Genomic DNA, 17,609 nt, shown 5'->3' with positions numbered 1-17,609 from the left:
GCCGCCGCCGCGCGTCAGCCGATGCCGAGCAGGTCGAGCGGGTGGGTCAGCCGCCACCCCAGGCTGGGCCCGGTCAGCTCCGAGTCCAGCGTCACCGACACCGTCGACGAGTTCAGCGGACCGCTCGCCGTCAGCGTGCCCGCCTTGGCACCCGCCGCCCAGTCACCGAGATCGAGATCGGCCGTCACCTTCGCCGCGGCACCGTTCCACAGGACGACGACCGCGTCCTTCGCGGTCGTGATCGGCACGGTCTCACCCCAGCGCGTGTGCACGGTGCCCACCGTCGTGCCGGCGGTGACCGACGGCGACGCCTTCAGCTGCTTCTGCACCTGGGCGAGCAGATCGCGCGACACCGACCAGCGCTTCTTGTCGGTCGGCTGGTTGAGCACAGCCGAGTACGTCCGCACGGTGATGCCGTCGATCTCGACGTCTTTGACCGCGAGCAGGTTGTAGCCGTCGAGGCTGCCGGTCTTCAGCCCCACGACGCCCTTGTCGGCGAGCAGCTCGTTGGTGTTCTCCACCGAGCCCGCGCCGGGCAGCGTGAGCTTCTTCGTCTTGACGATCCCGGCGATGACCGGGTCGTCCATCGCCAGTTCGGCCACGTCGATGAGGGCCGTCGGCGTCGCGGTGTTGCCCGCGTCGAAACCGGTGGGGTCCGCGATCGTGATGCCGGAGATGCCCCGTGCGTGCAGCCACGCGTTCGCGGCGCTGGCGAAGGTCGCGTCCGATCCCCACCAGGTGGCGCCAAGGCGTGCGGCGTAGTTGTTCGCCGAGCCGATCAGCATGCCCTGCAGCACCTGGTACTCGGTCAGCGACGCGCCCACCGGTACGTCGAGCGCCGACTCGCCGCGGGCCCGGTACTGCCAGTACTCGAGCATGTCGTTGTAGGTGAACGCGAACTCCTGGCCCTGGTCCTTCTTGGTGACCGGACTCTCGTCGAGCACCATGAGCGCCGTCACGACCTTCGTGATGCTCGCGATCGAGCTCTGGTCGGCGGTCGAGGCGGTCGGCTTGCCCAAGCCCTCGACGCCGACTCCCGCGGCCCCGCTCTTCGGCCACGTCAGTGCGGCGGCCTTTGCCGTGACCTGCTGCAGGTCGGCCTTCGCCACCGTCGGGGCGACGGCCGTCAGCGGCCACACCGCCATCGAGACGCAGTACGCGAGCACGATCGCCACGACGATCCCGATGGGCACCAGCACGCCGGGGCGCAGGGGAGAGCGACGCGGCCGCTCGGCGAGCAGGTCGACCGACGCGGGCTGAGCCGTCGAGGTCACGTCGAGGGGCAGCGACCGCGTGGGGGCGGTGAGGGATGCGGCATCCCACCAGCCGAGCGCCGACGCGCTGTCTGCGGTGGACGACGCCGCCGGCTCGTCGGTCGGCGGGTCGGTGGTGTTCACCAGCCCAAAATACCCGACGGGTCTTTGAACCGGTGATGCACGAGCGGCCTGTCATCGGCGAGGCCGAGTCGCCGTGGCGCCGCTATAGTTGTCGGCATAACCACGGGAGTCCGGTGTGCCGGGCTGAGAGGAAGCGCCAACGCTTCGACCGTCGAACCTGATCTGGGTCATGCCAGCGCAGGAAGGGAGCTTCAATGCACACAACCACGTCCGCAGGGCCGAAGGCCGCGGCATCCACTGGTCGTCTGAACTGGCGCGTCGTCGACATCGTCGTCGCCGCCGTCCTCGGCGTCGCGATCGGCCTGGTCTTCTGGGCCTGGAACACGATCGGCTACGCATGGTTCGAAGCCGCCGACGCGCTCACCCCCGGGTTCGGCGGCATCGCCGTCGGCATCTGGCTGATCGGCGGTGTCGTGGGTGGGCTGGTCATCCGCAAGCCGGGCGCCGCCCTGCTGGTCGAAGTGGTGGCCGCGGTCGTCTCGATGCTGATCGGCAACGTCTGGGGCGTCTCGACGGTGCTGGAGGGCATCGCACAGGGGCTCGGCGCCGAGCTGGTCTTCCTGCTGTTCCTCTACCGCCGGTTCACCCTGCCGGTCGCGATGCTGGCCGGCGTCGTCTCCGCGCTCGGATCCTGGATCTTCGAGCTGTTCTACGGCAGCTCGCCCAACATCCTCAAGACGGTGGAGTTCAATCTCATCTATCTCGGCACGCTGGTCGTCTCGGGAGCGCTGCTGGCGGGGCTCGTCGGTTGGCTGCTCGTGCGGGCGCTCGCCGCAACGGGGGCGCTCAGCCGTTTCGCGGCCGGGCGGGAAGCGCGCGAAGAGGTCTGAGATGACCCGTCCGGCGCGTGTCGAGGCGACGGGGTGGGGCTGGCGCTACGCCGGCCGCAAGGCCCCGGCGGTGCGCGATGTCACCTTCACGGTCGAACCCGGTGAGCGCGTGCTGCTGCTGGGCGCCTCCGGCGCGGGCAAGTCGACTCTGCTCGCCGGCATCGCCGGGCTTCTCGGCGGGGCCGATGAAGGCGAGCTCACGGGAACCATCACCGTCGACGGCGAGCCTCCCGAGGCGCAGCGCGGCCGGGTCGGGCTGGTCCTGCAGGATCCGGATGCCGGGGTCGTGCTCTCGCGCGTCGGCGACGATGTCGCCTTCGGCTGCGAGAACCTCGGTGTTCCGCCGTCCCAGATGCCGGCGCGCATCGCCGAGGCGCTCGATGCCGTGGGACTGGATGTGCCGCTGGACCGCTCCACCGCGCAGCTGTCGGGCGGTCAGAAGCAGCGCTTGGCGATCGCCGGGGTGCTCGCCATGCGCCCCGGCGTCGTGCTGCTCGACGAGCCCACCGCCAACCTCGACCCGGCCGGCGTGCGCGAGGTGCGAGCGGCCATCGAGCGCACGGTGGCGGCGACGGGCGCCACGCTCATCGTCATCGAGCACCGCACCGAGGTGTGGGCCGATCTGATGACGCGGGTCATCGTGCTCGACGCCGCGGGCGGCCTGCTGGCAGACGGGACTCCCGATGAGGTGTTCGCCGCCGAAGGGGCGACTCTGGCCGCAGCGGGTGTCTGGGTGCCGGGGCGCGACATCGAGCTTCCGCGGCTGGCGATGGGGGTGGATGCCGCACCGGTGCTGTCGGCGCACGACCTGGCCGTCTCGCGCGACCGGCGCACCGCAGTGCGCGCCGGTCTCTCGTTCGGCGTGCCGGCGGGGGCCGCGACCGTCATCACCGGGCCCAACGGGGTCGGCAAGTCGACGCTCGCGCTCACGCTCGCCGGTCTCCTCCCCGAGTTCGCCGGCGAAGTGCTGGCGGCGCCCGAGTTGGAGGGGCGGCGTGGTCGCCGCCCCTCGCTGTGGCGCTCGCGCGAGCTGCTCACGCGGATCGGCACGGTCTTCCAAGAGCCCGAGCACCAGTTCCTCGCGCAGACGGTGCGCGACGAGCTGGCCGTGGGCCCGCGCGCCCTTCGGCGCGACACCGCGACGGTGGACGGCATCGTCGACGGGCTGCTCGAGCGTCTGGACCTTGCCCATCTCGCCCGCGCGAACCCGTTCACCCTCTCCGGCGGACAGAAGCGTCGCCTCTCCGTGGCCACGGTGCTCGCCAGCGGGCCCCGCGTCGTCGTGCTCGATGAGCCGACCTTCGGCCAGGACCGTCTCGGCTGGATCTCTCTCGTCCACCTCCTGCAGGAGGAGATCGGCCGCGGCACGGCCGTGGTCACCGTGACGCACGACGAGGCCGTGGCGCGCTACCTGGGCGGGCAGCGCATCGGGCTGGTCGCAGACCCGACGGCCCGAGGAGTGGCCGCATGAGCACTCTGACCGCACGGCCGCGGTCTGCGGCATCCACGTCTCACCCCGCGGGCGACGCGGCCTGGCTTGACGGCGTGAACCCCGCGACGAAGATCGTTCTCGCACTGGTGCTGTCGATCCCGCTGCTCGCGTCGATCGACCCGGTGAGTGCGCTGGTCGCCGTCGCACTGCAGCTGCTGTGCGTGCCGCTGACCGGGCTGCGGCTGCGTACGGTGCTGCTGCGTCTGCTGCCGATCCTGCTGGTCGCGCCGATCGCGGGAGTCAGCATGCTGCTGTACGCCGACCCGGGCGGCGAGGTCTACGCGACGTTCTGGCATGCGACGATCAGCGATGCCTCGATCGCGCTGGCCGTCGCGGTCGGGGTCCGCGTGTTCGCGCTGGCACTGCCGTCGATCCTGCTGTTCAGCCGTACTGACCCGATCGACCTCGCCGGAGCCCTCGCGCAGATCGTGCACCTGCCGGCCCGCTTCGTGCTCGGCGTGCTGGCGGGCACGCGCACGCTCGGGCTGTTCGTCGACGACTGGCGGCAGATGGAGCTCGCGCGGCGCGCTCGCGGTGTCGGCGACCGCGGGGCGGTGCGCCGCTTCTTCTCGATGGCTTTCGTGCTGCTGGTGTTCGCCGTGCGCCGCGGGACGAAGCTCGCGATGGCGATGGAGGCGCGCGGCTTCGGCGCCGATGCGCACCGCACCTGGGCGCGACGCTCGCAGCTGCACCGACGCGACGCGGTCGCGCTGTGCGGCGGGGTGCTGCTCATCGCGGTCGCGCTGGCGGTCGCGGTCTGGGCGGGCACCTTCCGCTTCGTGTGGTCGTAACGGATCATCGCGTCAGGATCGCGAGGCCGTCGGCCGCGGCATCCATCGCCGTCGCGGCGGTGCGGAGCCGCTTCGCACGTCAGAACCCGAAGGCCGTCAGCGGCGGCATCCCACCCTTCGCCCACTGCGTGAGCACGAACCGCTCGTGTGGCGGCATGGCGTCGGGCAGCGCGGTGAGTGGATACCACTCCAGCGCCGCGCACTTGCGCGGCTCGCACACGTGCGGGATGCCGCGCCACGTCGACACCGTGAAGAAGAACTCCACGCGCTGCTCGCGCGGGGTCGCGCTGCCGTCGGTGCGCAGCAGGGTCGTGAGGAACGCGAGATCGCCGTCGTCGAGGTCGATGCCCAGCTCTTCGCGGGCTTCGCGCTGCGCGGTGGCGGGGCCGGTCTCGCCGAGCTCGACGTGCCCCGCCGCGGCGGCAGCCCAGTGGCCGTCCATGTATCCGGTGTTCTGCCGCAGCTGCAGCAGCACCTCGTCGCCGCGGCGCAGATACACGTAGCTGGCCGGCACGAGTGCGAAGGAATGGGGGGATGCCGCGGTCATGAACTCGCCTCCGCGTGCACGAGAACGCAGCACCGGCCCGTGCACGGCGACAGCTCGGCGCGGCCGGGGTCGTCTCCGGCGCCCACGAGCGTACCGCGCACGAACGACGCGTTGAGCGTGCAGACGAGCTCGGGATGCTGCTGCACGACGGAGTGGAACGGACAGTTGCGCAGCACGATGTCGCCGTCCTCGGCCGTCAGCGGCTCATAGCCGGCGGTCGTCAGGGCCGCGGTGACATCGCCGGACTCCTCGCCCAGTGCCCGACCCTCGCGTTCGGCGGCCTCGGCCAGCGCCGTGCGGAAGGCGCCCGATGCGGGGGCGGCGTCGGCGGCCGAGGCCAGCAGCTGCGCGAGCAGGCTGTAGTTGCGCGGCGGCAGCGACACCGCGACCTCGCGCGAGCCGGGGGCGTAGCGCTTGGCCGGGCGGCCGGCACCGGGGCCGGCGCGTCCGTTGGTGCGCGCGTAGTCGACGTCGACGAGCCCCGCCTCGGCCAGCCTGTCGAGGTGATAGGCGGCCAGGGTGCGGCCGATCCCGATCGCCTGTGCGGCCTCGTCGCGGGTGACGGGCTCGGCCTGTGTGCGCACGAACGCGTACAGCCGACGGCGGACCTCGTCGGCCAGCATCCCGACCCCGTCGAGGTCGTCGCGAGTGGTGTTCATGAGCGGGTCTCCTCTGTAAAACCAGCGTATCTTGACGAAACTCGTCGCGGGTGGCAATCTAAAAATTAGAGGGATTGTCAATAGAAGGGTGCCGGGGATGTCGATCGCGGAGATGTATGCGCAGACGATGGACGACGAGGGCGTCGAGAAGCCCGTGCACGTCGGCACCGGCGGCATCGGTCGCGACATGGCGCGCGCCGAGCTGGCCGCCGCCGACTTCCTGCGGGCGCTCGGGGTCCCGCTCGACTCGCCGCATCTGCGCGCGACGCCCGGCCGGATGGCCCGCGCATGGGCCGAGATGCTCACGCCGCGCGCGTTCGAGCTGACGACGTTCCCGAACGACGAGGGCTACGACGAGCTGGTGCTGGTGCGGGATGCACCGGTGCGGTCGGTCTGCGAGCACCACCTGCTCCCGTTCACCGGGCGCGCCTGCGTGGGCTATCTGCCGGGGGAGCGCATCGTCGGCCTCTCGAAGCTCGCCCGCATCGTCGAGCACTTCGCCTGCCGACCGCAGACGCAGGAGCGCCTGACCAAGCAGATCGCCGACTGGCTGCAGGAGAACCTCGCGCCCCGCGCCGTGGGCGTGGTCGTCGTCGCCGAGCACACGTGCATGACGTTGCGCGGCGCTCAGGCGATCGGTTCGAGCACGGTGACCTCCACGCTGCTCGGGCAGCTGCGCGACGACCCGCGGTCGCGGCAGGAGTTCCTCACGCTCGCGGGGGTGTGAGCGCAAAGCCCGCTCGCCGCTGACGCGCAACCCGTCGCGAGAACACGACCGTGCACGGTTCTGGGCGCCGGCGGCGTGCAGAGGCGTGTTCTCGCGCGGTCAGGTCGCGTTCCACAGGTCGCGGTAGTACGCCAGGCGCTCACGGTCGGGCTCGATGCCGTACGCCGCGATGAGGGCGTCTTCCCATCCCGGACCGTAGTTCCATGCCGTGCTCATCGAGGCCACGGCGATGTCGGCCCAGCGGTCGGCGACGCCGAGTGCACCCAGGTCGACGTGCGCGACGGGAGCCCCGGCGGCGTCCAGCAGGGTGTTGGGGCAGCATGCGTCTCCGTGGCAGACGACGAGCGCATCGATCGGCGGCGGCGTGCGCAGGGCATCGGGAACGTGGATGCCGCGGCCCGCGGCATTCGCGATGCGCGCCGGCACTCCCCAGTCGAACGGGCAGTCCTCCACGCGGAGGGCGTCGTGCAGGGCGCGCAGACCCGCGCCTACCGCCCGCACCGCGGTCGCCGGATCGGCGATCCAGCGCGGATCGACGGCCGAACGTCCGTCGATCGCCGCGGTCACGAGCCACTCCTCGGTGGCGTCGTGTCCCACATCGAGAACGCGCGGCACAGGTGTGTGCGCGCCGGCCCAGACGAGGCGCTCGGCCTCGGCCGCGGCATCCCCCTCCGGATTCCGCGGGCCCCACTTGATGTACCGCCCGTCGTCGGTGCGGAAGGTGAGGCCGCCGGCCTCGTTCGCCCACACCGGGGTGAGGGCAGCGTCGGCGGCGAGAGTCCGCACGCGCGCGGGCACGGCGACGGGCTCGACGGGGATCGACATGGGTCCATCCTGCCGGGCGGCGTCGTCGCGTCGGGACCATGCCGTGTCATTGCGTGGGGCAGCCTGCAGATCAGACCCGGCGATGTCTGCAGACCATACCCTAGATAATCTGCAAACGATACCCTGGGTGAGCTGCAAACCATACCCTAGAGTGCCTGCAAACTGTACCCTGGGGATGTGGGAGCGTCTCGTGGCATCGTGCCGAGAGACCCGAGGCACATCGAGTGGGAGGGCGCACGTGGACACAGGGCCGGCCGTCGGCGTCGAATACCGGGCGCGCCTGATCGATGCATCGGTCGCTGAAGCGCTGGAGACCGCAGGCGCCGTCGTCATCGAGGGTCCGCGTGCGTGCGGCAAGACCATGACAGCCCTCAACGCGGCGCGGTCGTACGTCTTCCTCGATGACCCGGGCGTCGCCCAAATGATCGATGTCGCACCCGAGGCACTGCTCGACGGAGCGCGCCCCAGACTGCTCGACGAGTGGCAGCTTGCGCCGGAGCTCTGGAATCTGACGCGGCGGGCCGTCGACAGGGCGGCGGCGCCGGGCCAGTTCATTCTGACCGGGTCATCCGTGCCCCCGGATGACGCGACACGGCACTCGGGAGCAGGACGATTCCTACGACTGCGCCAGCGCACACTCACCTGGCAGGAACGCGACGGCGCCGTCGTGGGAGGGGTCAGCCTCCGAGGACTTTTCGACCGGCGAGAGGTCGCCGCGACCAGCAGCGACGCGCTCGGGCTCCCCGAGGTGTTGGAGCGCGTGACGGCGTCGGGATTCCCTGCGATGGCAGGCCTTACGGTGGATCGACAGAGAAGGCTCCTGGTCGCGTACCTCGAAGAGGTGTCGCGGACCGACGTACGGACTGTCGGCGACGTTCGACATGATCCCGCGGTCATCCGGCGCCTGATCGCGGCGCTGGCCCGGAACACGGCCGCACCGGTCAGCTATGCAACGCTCGCAGCGGATATGACGGCCGTCGCTCCGGACATCAAGTCGACGACGGTTGCAGCGTATGTTCGCGTCCTCGAGCGATTGTTTCTCGTGGAGCGCCAGCAAGCCTGGACGCCGCGTCTTCGCTCTCGCGCACGCCTGCGATCTAGCGACAAGCTGCACCTGGCGGATCCGGCGCTCGCTGCCGCGGCGCTCGGTGCGGATGCCGAACAGCTTCACCGCGATGTCGAGACCGCAGGGCTCCTCTTCGAGAGCGCCGTCTTCCATGACCTGAGCGTGCTCGTCGACCGGCTGGGAGGCGAGGTCCGACACTATCGGGACTCCAACGGCCTCGAGATGGACGGTGTCCTCCTTCTCCCGGATGGACGTTGGGCGCCGGTCGAAGTGAAGCTCGGCGGCGGGCGGATCGCGGATGCTGCGCGGTCTCTCAATGCGGCATTGGACGTGATCGACACCTCGGCGGTGGGGGCTCCGGCCTTCCGGTTGATCGTCACAGGAACCGGTTCGACGTTCACGCTCGATGACGGCACAGTCACCGTTCCTCTTCATCGGCTCCTGCCGTGACGCGGCGGTTCCGCCTTCGCCCGGCGATCTGGGTCGGTGTCGCGGTGTTCGCGCTCGTCGCAGGAATCGGGGTCGCCGGCGAATGGGATGAGATCAGCGGCGCGGCCGAACCCGCGGCGACGCCCGGCACGACGGGTGTGCCAGGGGCCGCCACGTCCGGAGCGACCGCAGAATCCGAGCCCGCGGCATCCACCACTTCGTCCGTCACTCCGACGGCCCTCCCCACCGCGCCGACCGCGCCGTCCGCGGCACCGGCGGACGGCACGGCGCTCGCGCTGCTCGAGACGCTGCCGGTCAAGGGACGTGCGCCCAAGACCGGCTACGACCGCGATGTGGTGTTCGGCACCGCGTGGAAGGACGTCGACCGCAACGGATGCGACACCCGCAACGACATCCTGCGCCGCGATCTGACCGGAGTGGTCATCAAGGCGAACACGCAGGGCTGCGTCGCGCTCGCCGGAAGCCTCACGAGCCCCTACACGGGTGAGAAGATCTCGTTCGTGCGGGGCGTCGGCACCTCGACCAAGGTGCAGATCGACCACGTCGTCGCCCTCATGGACGCCTGGCAGAGCGGCGCACAGAAGCTCACCCAGACCCGTCGCGAACAGCTGGCCAACGACCCGCTCAACCTGCTCGCCGTCGACGGGCGCTCCAACGCGCAGAAGGGCGCCGGCAATGCCGCGACCTGGCTGCCGGCGAACAAGGGCTACCGCTGCGAGTACGTGGCCCGGCAGATCACGGTCAAGGCGAAGTACGAGCTGTGGGTGACCAGCGCCGAGCGCGTCGCGATGGCGCGCATCCTCTCCACGTGCGCTGATCAGCCGGCGGCGACGGCCGGAACCATCACGCTCATGCCGAACGCGGTCGGCCCGGTGCCGTCCGCGACGAAGGCACCGTCCTCGACCCCGTCGAAGACGCCGGCCGAGAAGAAGCCGACGCCGTCGCCGACGAAGAGCTCCGCGCACAAGGAGACCGCCCTGCCGGTCGTGCACCCGGGAGCGTTCTGCACCCCCGAGGGCGCGCGCGGGGTCACGGTCAAGGGCACGGCCATGCGCTGCACCCTCAAGGGCGGGGACTCACGCGCCCGCTGGCGGTCGGCCGGCTGATCCGGGATGCCGCGGGCCGCAGCATTCGCTCGTCGCGCCCGCTACGCCTCCAGCGCGTCGCGCAGCAGTCCCGCGTGATTGTGGTCGGGGTCGTGCATCGCGTACAGCAGGGTGACGACCTCGTGCCCGGCGATCTCGTCGCGCAGCTTCTCGACCTCGGCCGCATTCGACGCAAGCTCCGCGCGGTAGGCGGCCACGAAGTCGTCGAACGGCATTCCCTCGTGATGAAAGGCCTTGCGCAGCTCGGCGGAGGGCGCGACCTGCTTGGCCCACAGGTCGACGTCGGCCTTCTCCTTCGACAGGCCGCGCGGCCAGAGCCGGTCCACGAGGACGCGGTAGCCGTCGGATGCCGCGGGCTCGTCGTACACGCGCTTGGTGCGGATATCCATGTGCCCAGTCAACACCCGCGCGGGCTACCCTGGGGTGGACCCAGGTCGGCAAGAGCGAGACGCAGTCTCGCGTAAGCTGGCACTGGATGCCGAACCCCGCGCCTTTTCCGAGCCGCTGAAGAGGCCGTTCGAAGGAGAACACATGCAGATCAGCCACGCTGCCGCCCTCGTCACGGGCGGCGCGAGCGGACTGGGCCTGGCCACCGCCCGTGCCCTCGCCGCGCAGGGCGCGAAGGTCACGATCGTCGACCTGCCCACCTCGGCCGGCGCCGAGATCGCCGCCGAGCTGGGGGGAACCTTCGCCGCCGCCGACGTCACGGACCCCGAGCAGGTCGCGAACGCGGTGAAGGTCGCCGCCGATGCGGCTCCGCTGCGCGTCGTCGTGAACTGCGCGGGCATCGCGCCGCCGGCCAAGGTGCTCGACCGCGACGGCAACCCGTCGCCGCTGTCGTCGTTCGCGAAGATCATCCAGGTCAACCTGATCGGCACCTACAACGTGATCTCGCAGGCCGCGGCATCCATCTCCAAGAACGACCCGACCGAGTCGGGCGACCGCGGCGTCATCATCAACACCGCATCGGTCGCCGCCTTCGAGGGGCAGATCGGCCAGCCGGCCTACTCCGCCAGCAAGGGCGGCGTGCACGCGATGACCCTGCCGATCGCGCGCGAGCTGGCGCGCTACGGCATCCGCGTGTGCACCATCGCACCGGGCATCATGGAGACCCCGATGCTCGCAGGTCTCCCGCAGGCCGCGCAGGACTCCCTGGGCGAGCAGGTCCCCTACCCGGCGCGGCTGGGCACTCCCGCCGAGTACGCGAAGCTCGCGCTGTCGATCATCGACAACGGGTACCTCAACGGCGAGACGATCCGCCTCGACGGTGCGATCCGGATGGCGCCGCGATGAACGACGCCGTCCTCCTGCGCATCGAGAACGGGCTCGCCCGCATCACCCTCAACCGGCCCGAGCGCCTCAATGCGTTCGACGCCGACACCGCACACGCGTGGGCCGACGCCACCCGCGAGGCGACGACCCGCGACGATGTGGGGGCGATCGTGGTGGATGCCGCGGGCCGCGCCTTCTGCGCGGGCGGCGATGTGCGCGAGATGGCCGAGAGCATGAGCGCGGGCAGTGCGCTGACCGAGCTGGCCGAGGTCATCAACTCCGGCATCCGGGCCCTCACCGAGTCGGCGATCCCGGTCGTGGCCGCCGCGCAGGGCACGACCGCCGGGGGAGGCCTCGGCATCCTCATGGCGAGTGACTACGCCATCATCGGCGAGAACTCGAAGATCGGCAGCCTCTACGCGAACATCGGCCTGACCCCCGACCTCTCGGTGAGCGCGCAGCTGGCCCGCGCGGTCGGCGAGCGGCGGGCGCTGCAGCTCGTGCTGCAGGACCGCATGCTCTCGGCCGACGAGGCCCTCGACTGGGGACTCGTGGCCGAGGTCGTCGCCCCCGACGCCGTCGGGGAGCGCGCCGACGAGGTCGCGCACTTCTGGCTCGCCGGCGCCCACCGCGCCTACGGGCAGGCGAAGCGCCTCGTGCGCTCGCAGCCGAGCCGCAGCTTCGCCGAGCAGCTCAGCGAAGAGGCCCGCTCGATCGGCGCCTCGTTCGACACCCCCGAAGCACAGGCGCGCATCCACGCGTTCGCGAAGCGCTGACCACGCAAGGAGAGACGACATGACCGACCTCGCCGGAAAGACCATCCTCATGTCGGGCGGCAGCCGCGGCATCGGGCTCGCCATCGCCCTGCGCGCCGCCCGCGACGGTGCGAACATCGCGCTGCTCGCCAAGACCGACACGCCCCACCCGAAGCTCGAGGGCACCGTGCACACGGCCGCGGAGCAGATTCGGGATGCCGGGGGCCGCGCCCTGCCGATCGTCGGCGACGTGCGCAATGACGACGACGTGGCCGGCGCCGTGCTCAAGACGCAGGGCGAGTTCGGCGGCATCGACATCGTGATCAACAACGCCAGCGTGATCGACCTGTCGGGGTCGCTCGAGCTCGCCGCCAAGAAGTACGACCTCATGCAGGACGTCAACGTGCGCGGGACGTTCATGCTCTCGCGTGCTGCGCTGCCCATGCTGCAGGAGGCCGAGAACCCCCACATCCTGTCGCTGTCGCCGCCGCTGAACATCACGCCGCGCTGGCTCGGCGCCCACACCGGCTACACGCTGGCCAAGTTCGGCATGACGATGGCCACGCTCGGCATCGCGGCCGAGTTCGCCGAGCAGGGGATCGCGGCGAACACGCTCTGGCCGCGCACCACGATCGCGACCGCCGCGGTGCAGTACGCGCTGGGCGGCGACCGGATGATGAAGGCCAGCCGCACGCCCGAGGTCTACGCCGACGCGGCCTACGCGGTGCTCACGCAGCCGTCGCGCGGGTACACCGGGCAGACGCTCATCGTCGAAGACGTGCTGGCGGCCGCCGGAATCACCGATCTGTCGGCCTACGCGGCCGTGCCGGGCACGCCCGACAGCGAGCTGTTCCCCGACATCTTCCTGGACTGACGGATCCGTCCGATCCCCGGGCGCGGTGCGCCCGGGGATCGTCGTGCGCCTCTTGACAGCAAATGCTCAGACATCATATTGTCCTGACAAATAGCACGAGGCTGTCGTCGCCGTGAGGCGGACCCTCTGTCGCGCGCGTCCGGCGACGCCTCACCCGAAGCCTTCGGGCGAAGAGAGGAAAACGGATGTCTCATCGATTGCGTCGACGTGGACGCGTCGGAACCGCGTCACTCATGGCGGGCGCCCTCATCGGTGCCCTGTTCCTTCAGGGCGCACCGGCGTTCGCCCATGGCCACGGCCATGGGCACGACGGCGGTGATGCGCAGACGGTGCGCACCACCGGCAACCTGTACGGCACGAAGGCGGTGTACGAGCCGTTCCAGGATGCGAGCACATATGAGAAGGCGCCGCGCAGCTACCACCCGGTGCTGGTGGAGCACGTGAGCCGACACGGCGCACGACTGCTCTCCAGCAAGAAGTACGACGACCTGCTCTGGCAGCTGTGGCAGATCGCCGACGCCGATGACGGGCTGACAGATCTCGGGCGCGAGCTCGGCGCCGATCTGCAGGAGATCATCGCTGTCCATGATGACCTCGGCTACGGCATCCTGAGCACTCTCGGTGCGCAGGAACAGGAGCAGATCGCGGAGCGCACCGTGGCGCGCATGCGGTCGCTGTTCACATCGGCGGTCAGGCAGGACAAGCCGATCAGCATCGTCTCGTCGGGGGTCGACCGAGCGGTCGACAGCGCCGACAGCTTCGTCGACGGCCTGGAGGAGGCCTACCCCGCCCTGGCCGAGATCGCGCAGCCGCAGACCTATGACAAGGACCTGCTCTATTTCCACGACACCGACCCGGAGTACCTCGAGTACGAGGACTCCGACCAGCTGGGCGACGTCAACGACGAACTCGAGCAGCTCCCGGCGATCGAGACCACGGCGAGGGATGTCGTCAGCGGCCTGTTCACACCGGAGTTCATCGCCCGCATCGACGCCGGCGAGTTCGACCTCGTCGACAGCGGCAAGGGCAGCAAGCATCTGAAGACCGTCGTCGATGTGGCCTCCTACATCTACGAGCTCTACGTCATCGCGCCCGGGATGGCGCTCGATGCCGACGTGGACATGACCCCGTACATGAGCGACGAGGATGCCGCGACCTTCGCGTATCTCTCCGACGCGAAGGACTTCTACGAGAAGGGTCCGGCGTTCGCCGGATCGGACGTCACCTACGAGATGTCGCACGTCCTGGTGGACGCGTTCCTCGACTCGATCGAGGCCGCGGCGAACGGTGACGAGGAGTATGCGGCCGAGTTCCGGTTCGCGCACGCGGAGGAGATCATTCCGCTTGCGGCGCTGCTGCGTCTCCCGGGCAGCACCGTGCAGCAGTCCGTGAACGACCTGTTCACCTATGACGACAACCCGTGGCGCGGCGCGCAGGTCGCGCCGATGGCCGCGAACGTGCAGTGGGACGTCTATCAGGGCCCGCATGGTCGCACGATCGTGAAGATGCTCTACAACGAGCAGGAGACGGCGTTCGCGGGAGACTGCCGGCCGATCCACCGCGGCAGCTACTTCTACACCGTCGACGAACTGACCCGGTGCCTGGCTGACGTACGGTAGGAGGACGTCGGTGCAGGGGGGCGCCCAGGGTCACCTGGGCGCCCCTTCTGCGTCGGCGGGTTCGTCTGAACGAACACTGGACATCAGCTCCGAATGTGTTATTGTAAGGACATATGGACATTACGTGCGCAGCGCGGATGTCCGGGTGGCAGCGATGCCGCCGGATCACTGACCGGATGATGAAGGACGACGGCGTCTGCGATGAGTCAAACCCTGACCGCTCCGACACATGAGCACACCGAGCCCGGTGCCACACCCCCGCCCTCGCGGGGCTCGCGCCCTCCGTCGCGGCGGTGGCTGTACAAACTGAAGATCTCCTTCCGCGAGCCGACCACGCTGATCGGCATCGCCGCTCTCGCGCTCTTCCTCTACCTGATCGTCGTGCCGATCGTCACGATGCTCAGCGACGCGGTGCGTGTTCAGTACGGCGACGAATCGCGCGCCGGCAGCGACTTCGGGTCGCTGACCGCCTATTACCTGAAGCGGGTGTTCGCCTCGCCGGTCGCCGCGGACCTCTTCTGGAGGCCCCTCGGGCACACGCTCGGCATCGCCGTCACCGCGATCGTCCTCGCGCTGCTCATCGGCGGGGTGCTCGCCTGGCTGCTCAGCCGCACGAACATCTGGGGCCGCAAGTGGTTCATGACGGCCCTCATTGTGCCGTACATGCTGCCCGCCTGGACCTTCGCGCTCGCCTGGACGAACCTGTTCAAGAACCGCAAGGTGGGCGGACAGGCCGGCTGGCTCGAGACGCTCGGGATCGAGCCGCCCGACTGGATGTCGTACGGGTTCATGCCGATCGCGCTGGTGCTCGCGCTGCACTATTCGCCGTTCGTCATCCTGCTGTTCGGCAACGCACTGCGGCGATTCGACTCGCAGCTGGAGGACTCGGCGCGCATCCTCGGTGCGGGCAAGATCCACGTCGCACGCCGCGTGATCATCCCCCTCATGCTGCCGTCGCTCACCTCCGCGGTGATCCTGATGTTCGCGAAGTGCCTCGGTGAGTTCGGCGTCGCCTACGTCCTGGGCATGCCCGTCCGGTACGACGTGCTCGCGACATCCCTCTATCGCAACATCTCCTCTCGGCAGACCGGCGTCGCCGCCGTCATCGCCGGCGCGATCATCCTGATCGGCATCATCTCGCTCGTCGTCGACGCGTGGATGGTCCGCGAGGGACGCAAGTTCGTCACGATCGGATCGAAGGGATCGATGGACCGCCTCACCCAGCTGGGACGGTGGCGGCTGCCGATGACGCTCGTGCCGGTCGCCGTGTTCGCCTTCAGCGTCGTGCTCCCGCTGCTGACGCTGTTCCTCACCACGGTGATGAAGATCCCCGGGAAGTTCACCTGGGACAACTTCACGCTCGACTACTGGATCGGTCGCGGGCTGAAGACGGTCGCCATGCCCAATGGCGTGCTGTTGACCGGGGACTTCTGGATGGCGGCCTGGAACAGCCTGTGGATGGTCGGCGTGGCCTCGGTCACGGCCGGAATCCTCGGCATGCTCGTCGGATACGTCGTCGTGCGCACGCCGGTCCGCCCGGTGGGCTGGCTGCTGCGGAACGTGACGTTCATGCCGTACCTGGTCCCCGGCATCGCCTTCGCCGTCGCCTACCTGTCGCTGTTCGCGGTGCAGCGCGGCCCGATCCCCGCGCTGTACGGCACGTGGGCGATCCTGGTGCTCGCCTTCATCGCCGAGCAGATGCCGTATGCGTCCCGCGCCGGCATCTCCGCGATGATGCAGCTCGGCAAGGATCCCGAGGAAGCGGCGCAGATCGCCGGTGCCGGCTGGTGGACGCGGATGCGCCGGGTCGTCATCCCGATTCAGAAGAGCTCGTTCTCCAGCGGCATCCTGCTGCCGTTCATCTCGGGTGTGAAGGGCCTGAGCCTCGTCGTCATCCTCGCCGTGCCCGGCACGAACGTACTGACGACCTATTCCGTGCAGCTCGTCGACTACGGCTACGACCAAGCGGCCAACGCCGTGGTCCTGATGGTCGCTGCACTCGCATTCTTCGGAACTGTCCTGGGACAGAAGCTCGCGGGGAGCAACCTCGCAGATGGGATGGGCAAGTAGACATGCCGACGATCAACCTCGAGCGCGTCGAGAAGAACTACGGTGGCGGTGCTGCCAGCGCGGTGCGCGAACTGAACCTGGAGATCGGCGACGCCGAGTTCATGTGCCTGCTCGGGCCGTCCGGGTGCGGCAAGACCACGACCCTGCGCATGATCGCGGGCCTGGAGCACCTCACCGGCGGCAAGATCGTCGTCGGCGAGCGGGCCGTGGATGCGGTGGACGACGGGGTCTTCGTACCGCCGGAGAAGCGGGGGATGGGCCTCGTCTTCCAGAGCTACGCGCTCTGGCCGCACCTGACGATCCGCGACAACGTGGAGTTCGGGCTGCGTCTGCGCAAGGTCGACAAGAAGAGCCGCAATGAGCGCGCCGACGGCGTGATGAAGGCGCTCGGCATCGAGAAGTACAAGGACCGGTACCCCTCGCAGCTCTCCGGCGGGCAGCAGCAGCGCGTGGCGCTCGCGCGCATGCTGGCGGTCAGCCCCGACGTGCTGCTGCTCGACGAGCCGCTCTCGAACCTCGACGCGCGGCTGCGCCTGGAGATGCGCGCCGAGCTCAAGCGCCTCCACGGCGAGTTCGACACGACCATCGTGTTCGTCACGCACGACCAGTGGGAGGCCATGACGCTCGCGACCAAGATCGCGGTCATGAGCGAGGGCGTGCTGCAGCAGGTCGGCAGCCCCGACGAGATCTACAACCGCCCCGCCAACCGGTTCGTCGCGGAGTTCGTCGGCAACTCGCCGATCAACATCGTCGAGCTGGCCAACGACGCGGCCGGCGGTCTGGGCGTGGCGGCGATCTCCTACGTGAGCACGCGACTCGGAAAGCTGAAGGACCTCGGCTCGATCGGCATCCGCCCGGAGGCCGTGCACCTCGTCGGGGAGGACGAGCCGGCGCCGGACGCCGCGTTCTCCTGCCCGGCCGAGGTCACCGGAATCCTCCCCACCGGCGGCAGCTGGATCGTGGAGTTGACCGCCGCCGACCAGAAGCTCTTCATGATCACGAGCGAACCGCCCACCGTCGCGATCGGCGACCGGGCGCGGACGTGGGTCAAGCCCACCGATCTGCATGTGTTCGACACCCAGGGCACGCGCTCCGAGCAGGCCGACGAACAGCTGGCCGAGCTCTGAGT

General features: G+C 69.8%; 17 protein-coding genes and 1 riboswitch. Of the genes, 12 read left to right on the top strand and 5 right to left on the bottom strand.

Annotated elements, in window-relative coordinates:
- Window positions 1–14 precede the first annotated feature (14 nt).
- Window positions 15–1,397, bottom strand: a complete 1,383-nt coding sequence (locus tag ABMQ42_RS10200) for a D-alanyl-D-alanine carboxypeptidase family protein (RefSeq protein WP_349722874.1) — start codon at window positions 1,395–1,397, stop codon at window positions 15–17.
- A 92-nt stretch (window positions 1,398–1,489) separates the two neighbouring features.
- A riboswitch (TPP riboswitch) is annotated at window positions 1,490–1,598 on the top strand.
- On the opposite strand from ABMQ42_RS10200, the gene ABMQ42_RS10195 reads away from it, so the two are divergent.
- The 3 genes from ABMQ42_RS10195 (at window position 1,592) to ABMQ42_RS10185 (ending at window position 4,510) form a co-directional block, all read left to right on the top strand.
- Window positions 1,592–2,227, top strand: a complete 636-nt coding sequence (locus ABMQ42_RS10195) for an ECF transporter S component (protein WP_349722873.1) — start codon at window positions 1,592–1,594, stop codon at window positions 2,225–2,227. It overlaps the preceding riboswitch by 7 nt.
- Window position 2,228: 1 nt before the next feature.
- Window positions 2,229–3,698, top strand: a complete 1,470-nt coding sequence (locus ABMQ42_RS10190) for an ABC transporter ATP-binding protein (protein ID WP_349722872.1) — start codon at window positions 2,229–2,231, stop codon at window positions 3,696–3,698.
- Complete coding sequence (locus ABMQ42_RS10185) at window positions 3,695–4,510, top strand: energy-coupling factor transporter transmembrane component T family protein (protein ID WP_349722871.1); 816 nt, start codon at window positions 3,695–3,697, stop codon at window positions 4,508–4,510. The genes ABMQ42_RS10190 and ABMQ42_RS10185 overlap by 4 nt, the downstream gene beginning before the upstream one ends.
- A 79-nt stretch (window positions 4,511–4,589) precedes the next feature.
- On the opposite strand, the gene ABMQ42_RS10180 is transcribed toward ABMQ42_RS10185, so the two are convergent.
- Window positions 4,590–5,057 carry an NUDIX domain-containing protein gene (locus tag ABMQ42_RS10180; RefSeq protein ID WP_349722870.1) on the bottom strand — a complete coding sequence of 156 codons (468 nt, stop codon included), beginning with the start codon at window positions 5,055–5,057 and terminating at the stop codon, window positions 4,590–4,592.
- Entirely contained in the window at window positions 5,054–5,716 is a 663-nt protein-coding gene (locus ABMQ42_RS10175) for a helix-turn-helix transcriptional regulator (RefSeq protein ID WP_349722869.1), read from the bottom strand. The genes ABMQ42_RS10180 and ABMQ42_RS10175 overlap by 4 nt, the downstream gene beginning before the upstream one ends.
- 97 nt (window positions 5,717–5,813) lie before the next feature.
- On the opposite strand from ABMQ42_RS10175, the gene folE reads away from it, so the two are divergent.
- The gene (folE, locus tag ABMQ42_RS10170; protein WP_502884669.1) at window positions 5,814–6,443 is read left to right on the top strand and encodes a GTP cyclohydrolase I; all 630 of its coding nucleotides are present in this window, start codon (window positions 5,814–5,816) and stop codon (window positions 6,441–6,443) included.
- A gap of 99 nt (window positions 6,444–6,542) precedes the next feature.
- Here the strand turns inward: folE and ABMQ42_RS10165 are convergent, their stop codons facing one another.
- Complete coding sequence (locus ABMQ42_RS10165) at window positions 6,543–7,268, bottom strand: phosphotransferase (protein WP_349722868.1); 726 nt, start codon at window positions 7,266–7,268, stop codon at window positions 6,543–6,545.
- Between ABMQ42_RS10165 and ABMQ42_RS10160 the strand changes: the two genes are divergently transcribed.
- Both ABMQ42_RS10160 and ABMQ42_RS10155 read left to right on the top strand, forming a co-directional pair.
- On the top strand, window positions 7,267–8,784 hold the full coding sequence (locus tag ABMQ42_RS10160; RefSeq protein ID WP_349722867.1) for an ATP-binding protein: 1,518 nt from the start codon (window positions 7,267–7,269) through the stop codon (window positions 8,782–8,784). The two genes, ABMQ42_RS10165 and ABMQ42_RS10160, sit on opposite strands and share 2 nt — an antisense overlap.
- The gene (locus ABMQ42_RS10155) at window positions 8,781–9,890 is read left to right on the top strand and encodes an HNH endonuclease family protein (protein WP_349722866.1); all 1,110 of its coding nucleotides are present in this window, start codon (window positions 8,781–8,783) and stop codon (window positions 9,888–9,890) included. The genes ABMQ42_RS10160 and ABMQ42_RS10155 overlap by 4 nt, the downstream gene beginning before the upstream one ends.
- Window positions 9,891–9,931: 41 nt before the next feature.
- Here ABMQ42_RS10155 and ABMQ42_RS10150 read toward each other — a convergent pair whose 3' ends face one another.
- Entirely contained in the window at window positions 9,932–10,279 is a 348-nt protein-coding gene (locus ABMQ42_RS10150) for a DUF488 domain-containing protein (RefSeq protein WP_349722865.1), read from the bottom strand.
- 142 nt (window positions 10,280–10,421) lie between these two features.
- On the opposite strand from ABMQ42_RS10150, the gene ABMQ42_RS10145 reads away from it, so the two are divergent.
- From ABMQ42_RS10145 to ABMQ42_RS10120, 6 genes are all read left to right on the top strand, one after another.
- Window positions 10,422–11,183: an SDR family NAD(P)-dependent oxidoreductase gene (locus ABMQ42_RS10145; protein WP_349722864.1), complete on the top strand. Its 762-nt coding sequence runs from the start codon at window positions 10,422–10,424 to the stop codon at window positions 11,181–11,183.
- Window positions 11,180–11,938, top strand: a complete 759-nt coding sequence (locus ABMQ42_RS10140; RefSeq protein ID WP_349722863.1) for an enoyl-CoA hydratase/isomerase family protein — start codon at window positions 11,180–11,182, stop codon at window positions 11,936–11,938. The genes ABMQ42_RS10145 and ABMQ42_RS10140 overlap by 4 nt, the downstream gene beginning before the upstream one ends.
- Window positions 11,939–11,957: 19 nt before the next feature.
- A complete protein-coding gene (locus ABMQ42_RS10135) occupies window positions 11,958–12,791 on the top strand; it encodes an SDR family oxidoreductase (protein ID WP_349722862.1) in 834 nt (277 codons plus the stop codon).
- Between the two features lie 233 nt (window positions 12,792–13,024).
- Complete coding sequence (locus tag ABMQ42_RS10130) at window positions 13,025–14,410, top strand: histidine-type phosphatase (protein WP_349722861.1); 1,386 nt, start codon at window positions 13,025–13,027, stop codon at window positions 14,408–14,410.
- 201 nt (window positions 14,411–14,611) lie between these two features.
- On the top strand, window positions 14,612–16,480 hold the full coding sequence (locus ABMQ42_RS10125) for an ABC transporter permease (protein ID WP_349722860.1): 1,869 nt from the start codon (window positions 14,612–14,614) through the stop codon (window positions 16,478–16,480).
- Between the two features lie 2 nt (window positions 16,481–16,482).
- Window positions 16,483–17,607 (top strand): ABC transporter ATP-binding protein, encoded by a 1,125-nt coding sequence (locus tag ABMQ42_RS10120; RefSeq protein WP_349722859.1) that lies wholly within the window; start codon window positions 16,483–16,485, stop codon window positions 17,605–17,607.
- Window positions 17,608–17,609 lie beyond the last annotated feature (2 nt).

This window comes from Microbacterium sp. KR10-403 (assembly GCF_040196215.1).
Taxonomy (GTDB): domain Bacteria; phylum Actinomycetota; class Actinomycetes; order Actinomycetales; family Microbacteriaceae; genus Microbacterium.
This window is presented reverse-complemented; position numbering and strand designations above follow the sequence as displayed.

Bases quoted from the DNA above. Each gene is read 5' to 3' on its own strand.
- ABMQ42_RS10195 (WP_349722873.1), top strand. From the start codon at position 1,592: ATGCACACAACCACGTCCGCAGGGCCGAAGGCCGCGGCATCCACTGGT.
- ABMQ42_RS10190 (WP_349722872.1), top strand. From the start codon at position 2,229: ATGACCCGTCCGGCGCGTGTCGAGGCGACGGGGTGGGGCTGGCGCTAC.
- ABMQ42_RS10185 (WP_349722871.1), top strand. From the start codon at position 3,695: ATGAGCACTCTGACCGCACGGCCGCGGTCTGCGGCATCCACGTCTCAC.
- ABMQ42_RS10180 (WP_349722870.1), bottom strand. From the start codon at position 5,057: ATGACCGCGGCATCCCCCCATTCCTTCGCACTCGTGCCGGCCAGCTAC.
- ABMQ42_RS10175 (WP_349722869.1), bottom strand. From the start codon at position 5,716: ATGAACACCACTCGCGACGACCTCGACGGGGTCGGGATGCTGGCCGAC.
- folE (WP_502884669.1), top strand. From the start codon at position 5,814: ATGTCGATCGCGGAGATGTATGCGCAGACGATGGACGACGAGGGCGTC.
- ABMQ42_RS10160 (WP_349722867.1), top strand. From the start codon at position 7,267: ATGGGTCCATCCTGCCGGGCGGCGTCGTCGCGTCGGGACCATGCCGTG.
- ABMQ42_RS10165 (WP_349722868.1), bottom strand. From the start codon at position 7,268: ATGTCGATCCCCGTCGAGCCCGTCGCCGTGCCCGCGCGCGTGCGGACT.
- ABMQ42_RS10150 (WP_349722865.1), bottom strand. From the start codon at position 10,279: ATGGATATCCGCACCAAGCGCGTGTACGACGAGCCCGCGGCATCCGAC.
- ABMQ42_RS10145 (WP_349722864.1), top strand. From the start codon at position 10,422: ATGCAGATCAGCCACGCTGCCGCCCTCGTCACGGGCGGCGCGAGCGGA.
- ABMQ42_RS10140 (WP_349722863.1), top strand. From the start codon at position 11,180: ATGAACGACGCCGTCCTCCTGCGCATCGAGAACGGGCTCGCCCGCATC.
- ABMQ42_RS10135 (WP_349722862.1), top strand. From the start codon at position 11,958: ATGACCGACCTCGCCGGAAAGACCATCCTCATGTCGGGCGGCAGCCGC.
- ABMQ42_RS10130 (WP_349722861.1), top strand. From the start codon at position 13,025: ATGGCGGGCGCCCTCATCGGTGCCCTGTTCCTTCAGGGCGCACCGGCG.
- ABMQ42_RS10125 (WP_349722860.1), top strand. From the start codon at position 14,612: ATGAGTCAAACCCTGACCGCTCCGACACATGAGCACACCGAGCCCGGT.
- ABMQ42_RS10120 (WP_349722859.1), top strand. From the start codon at position 16,483: ATGCCGACGATCAACCTCGAGCGCGTCGAGAAGAACTACGGTGGCGGT.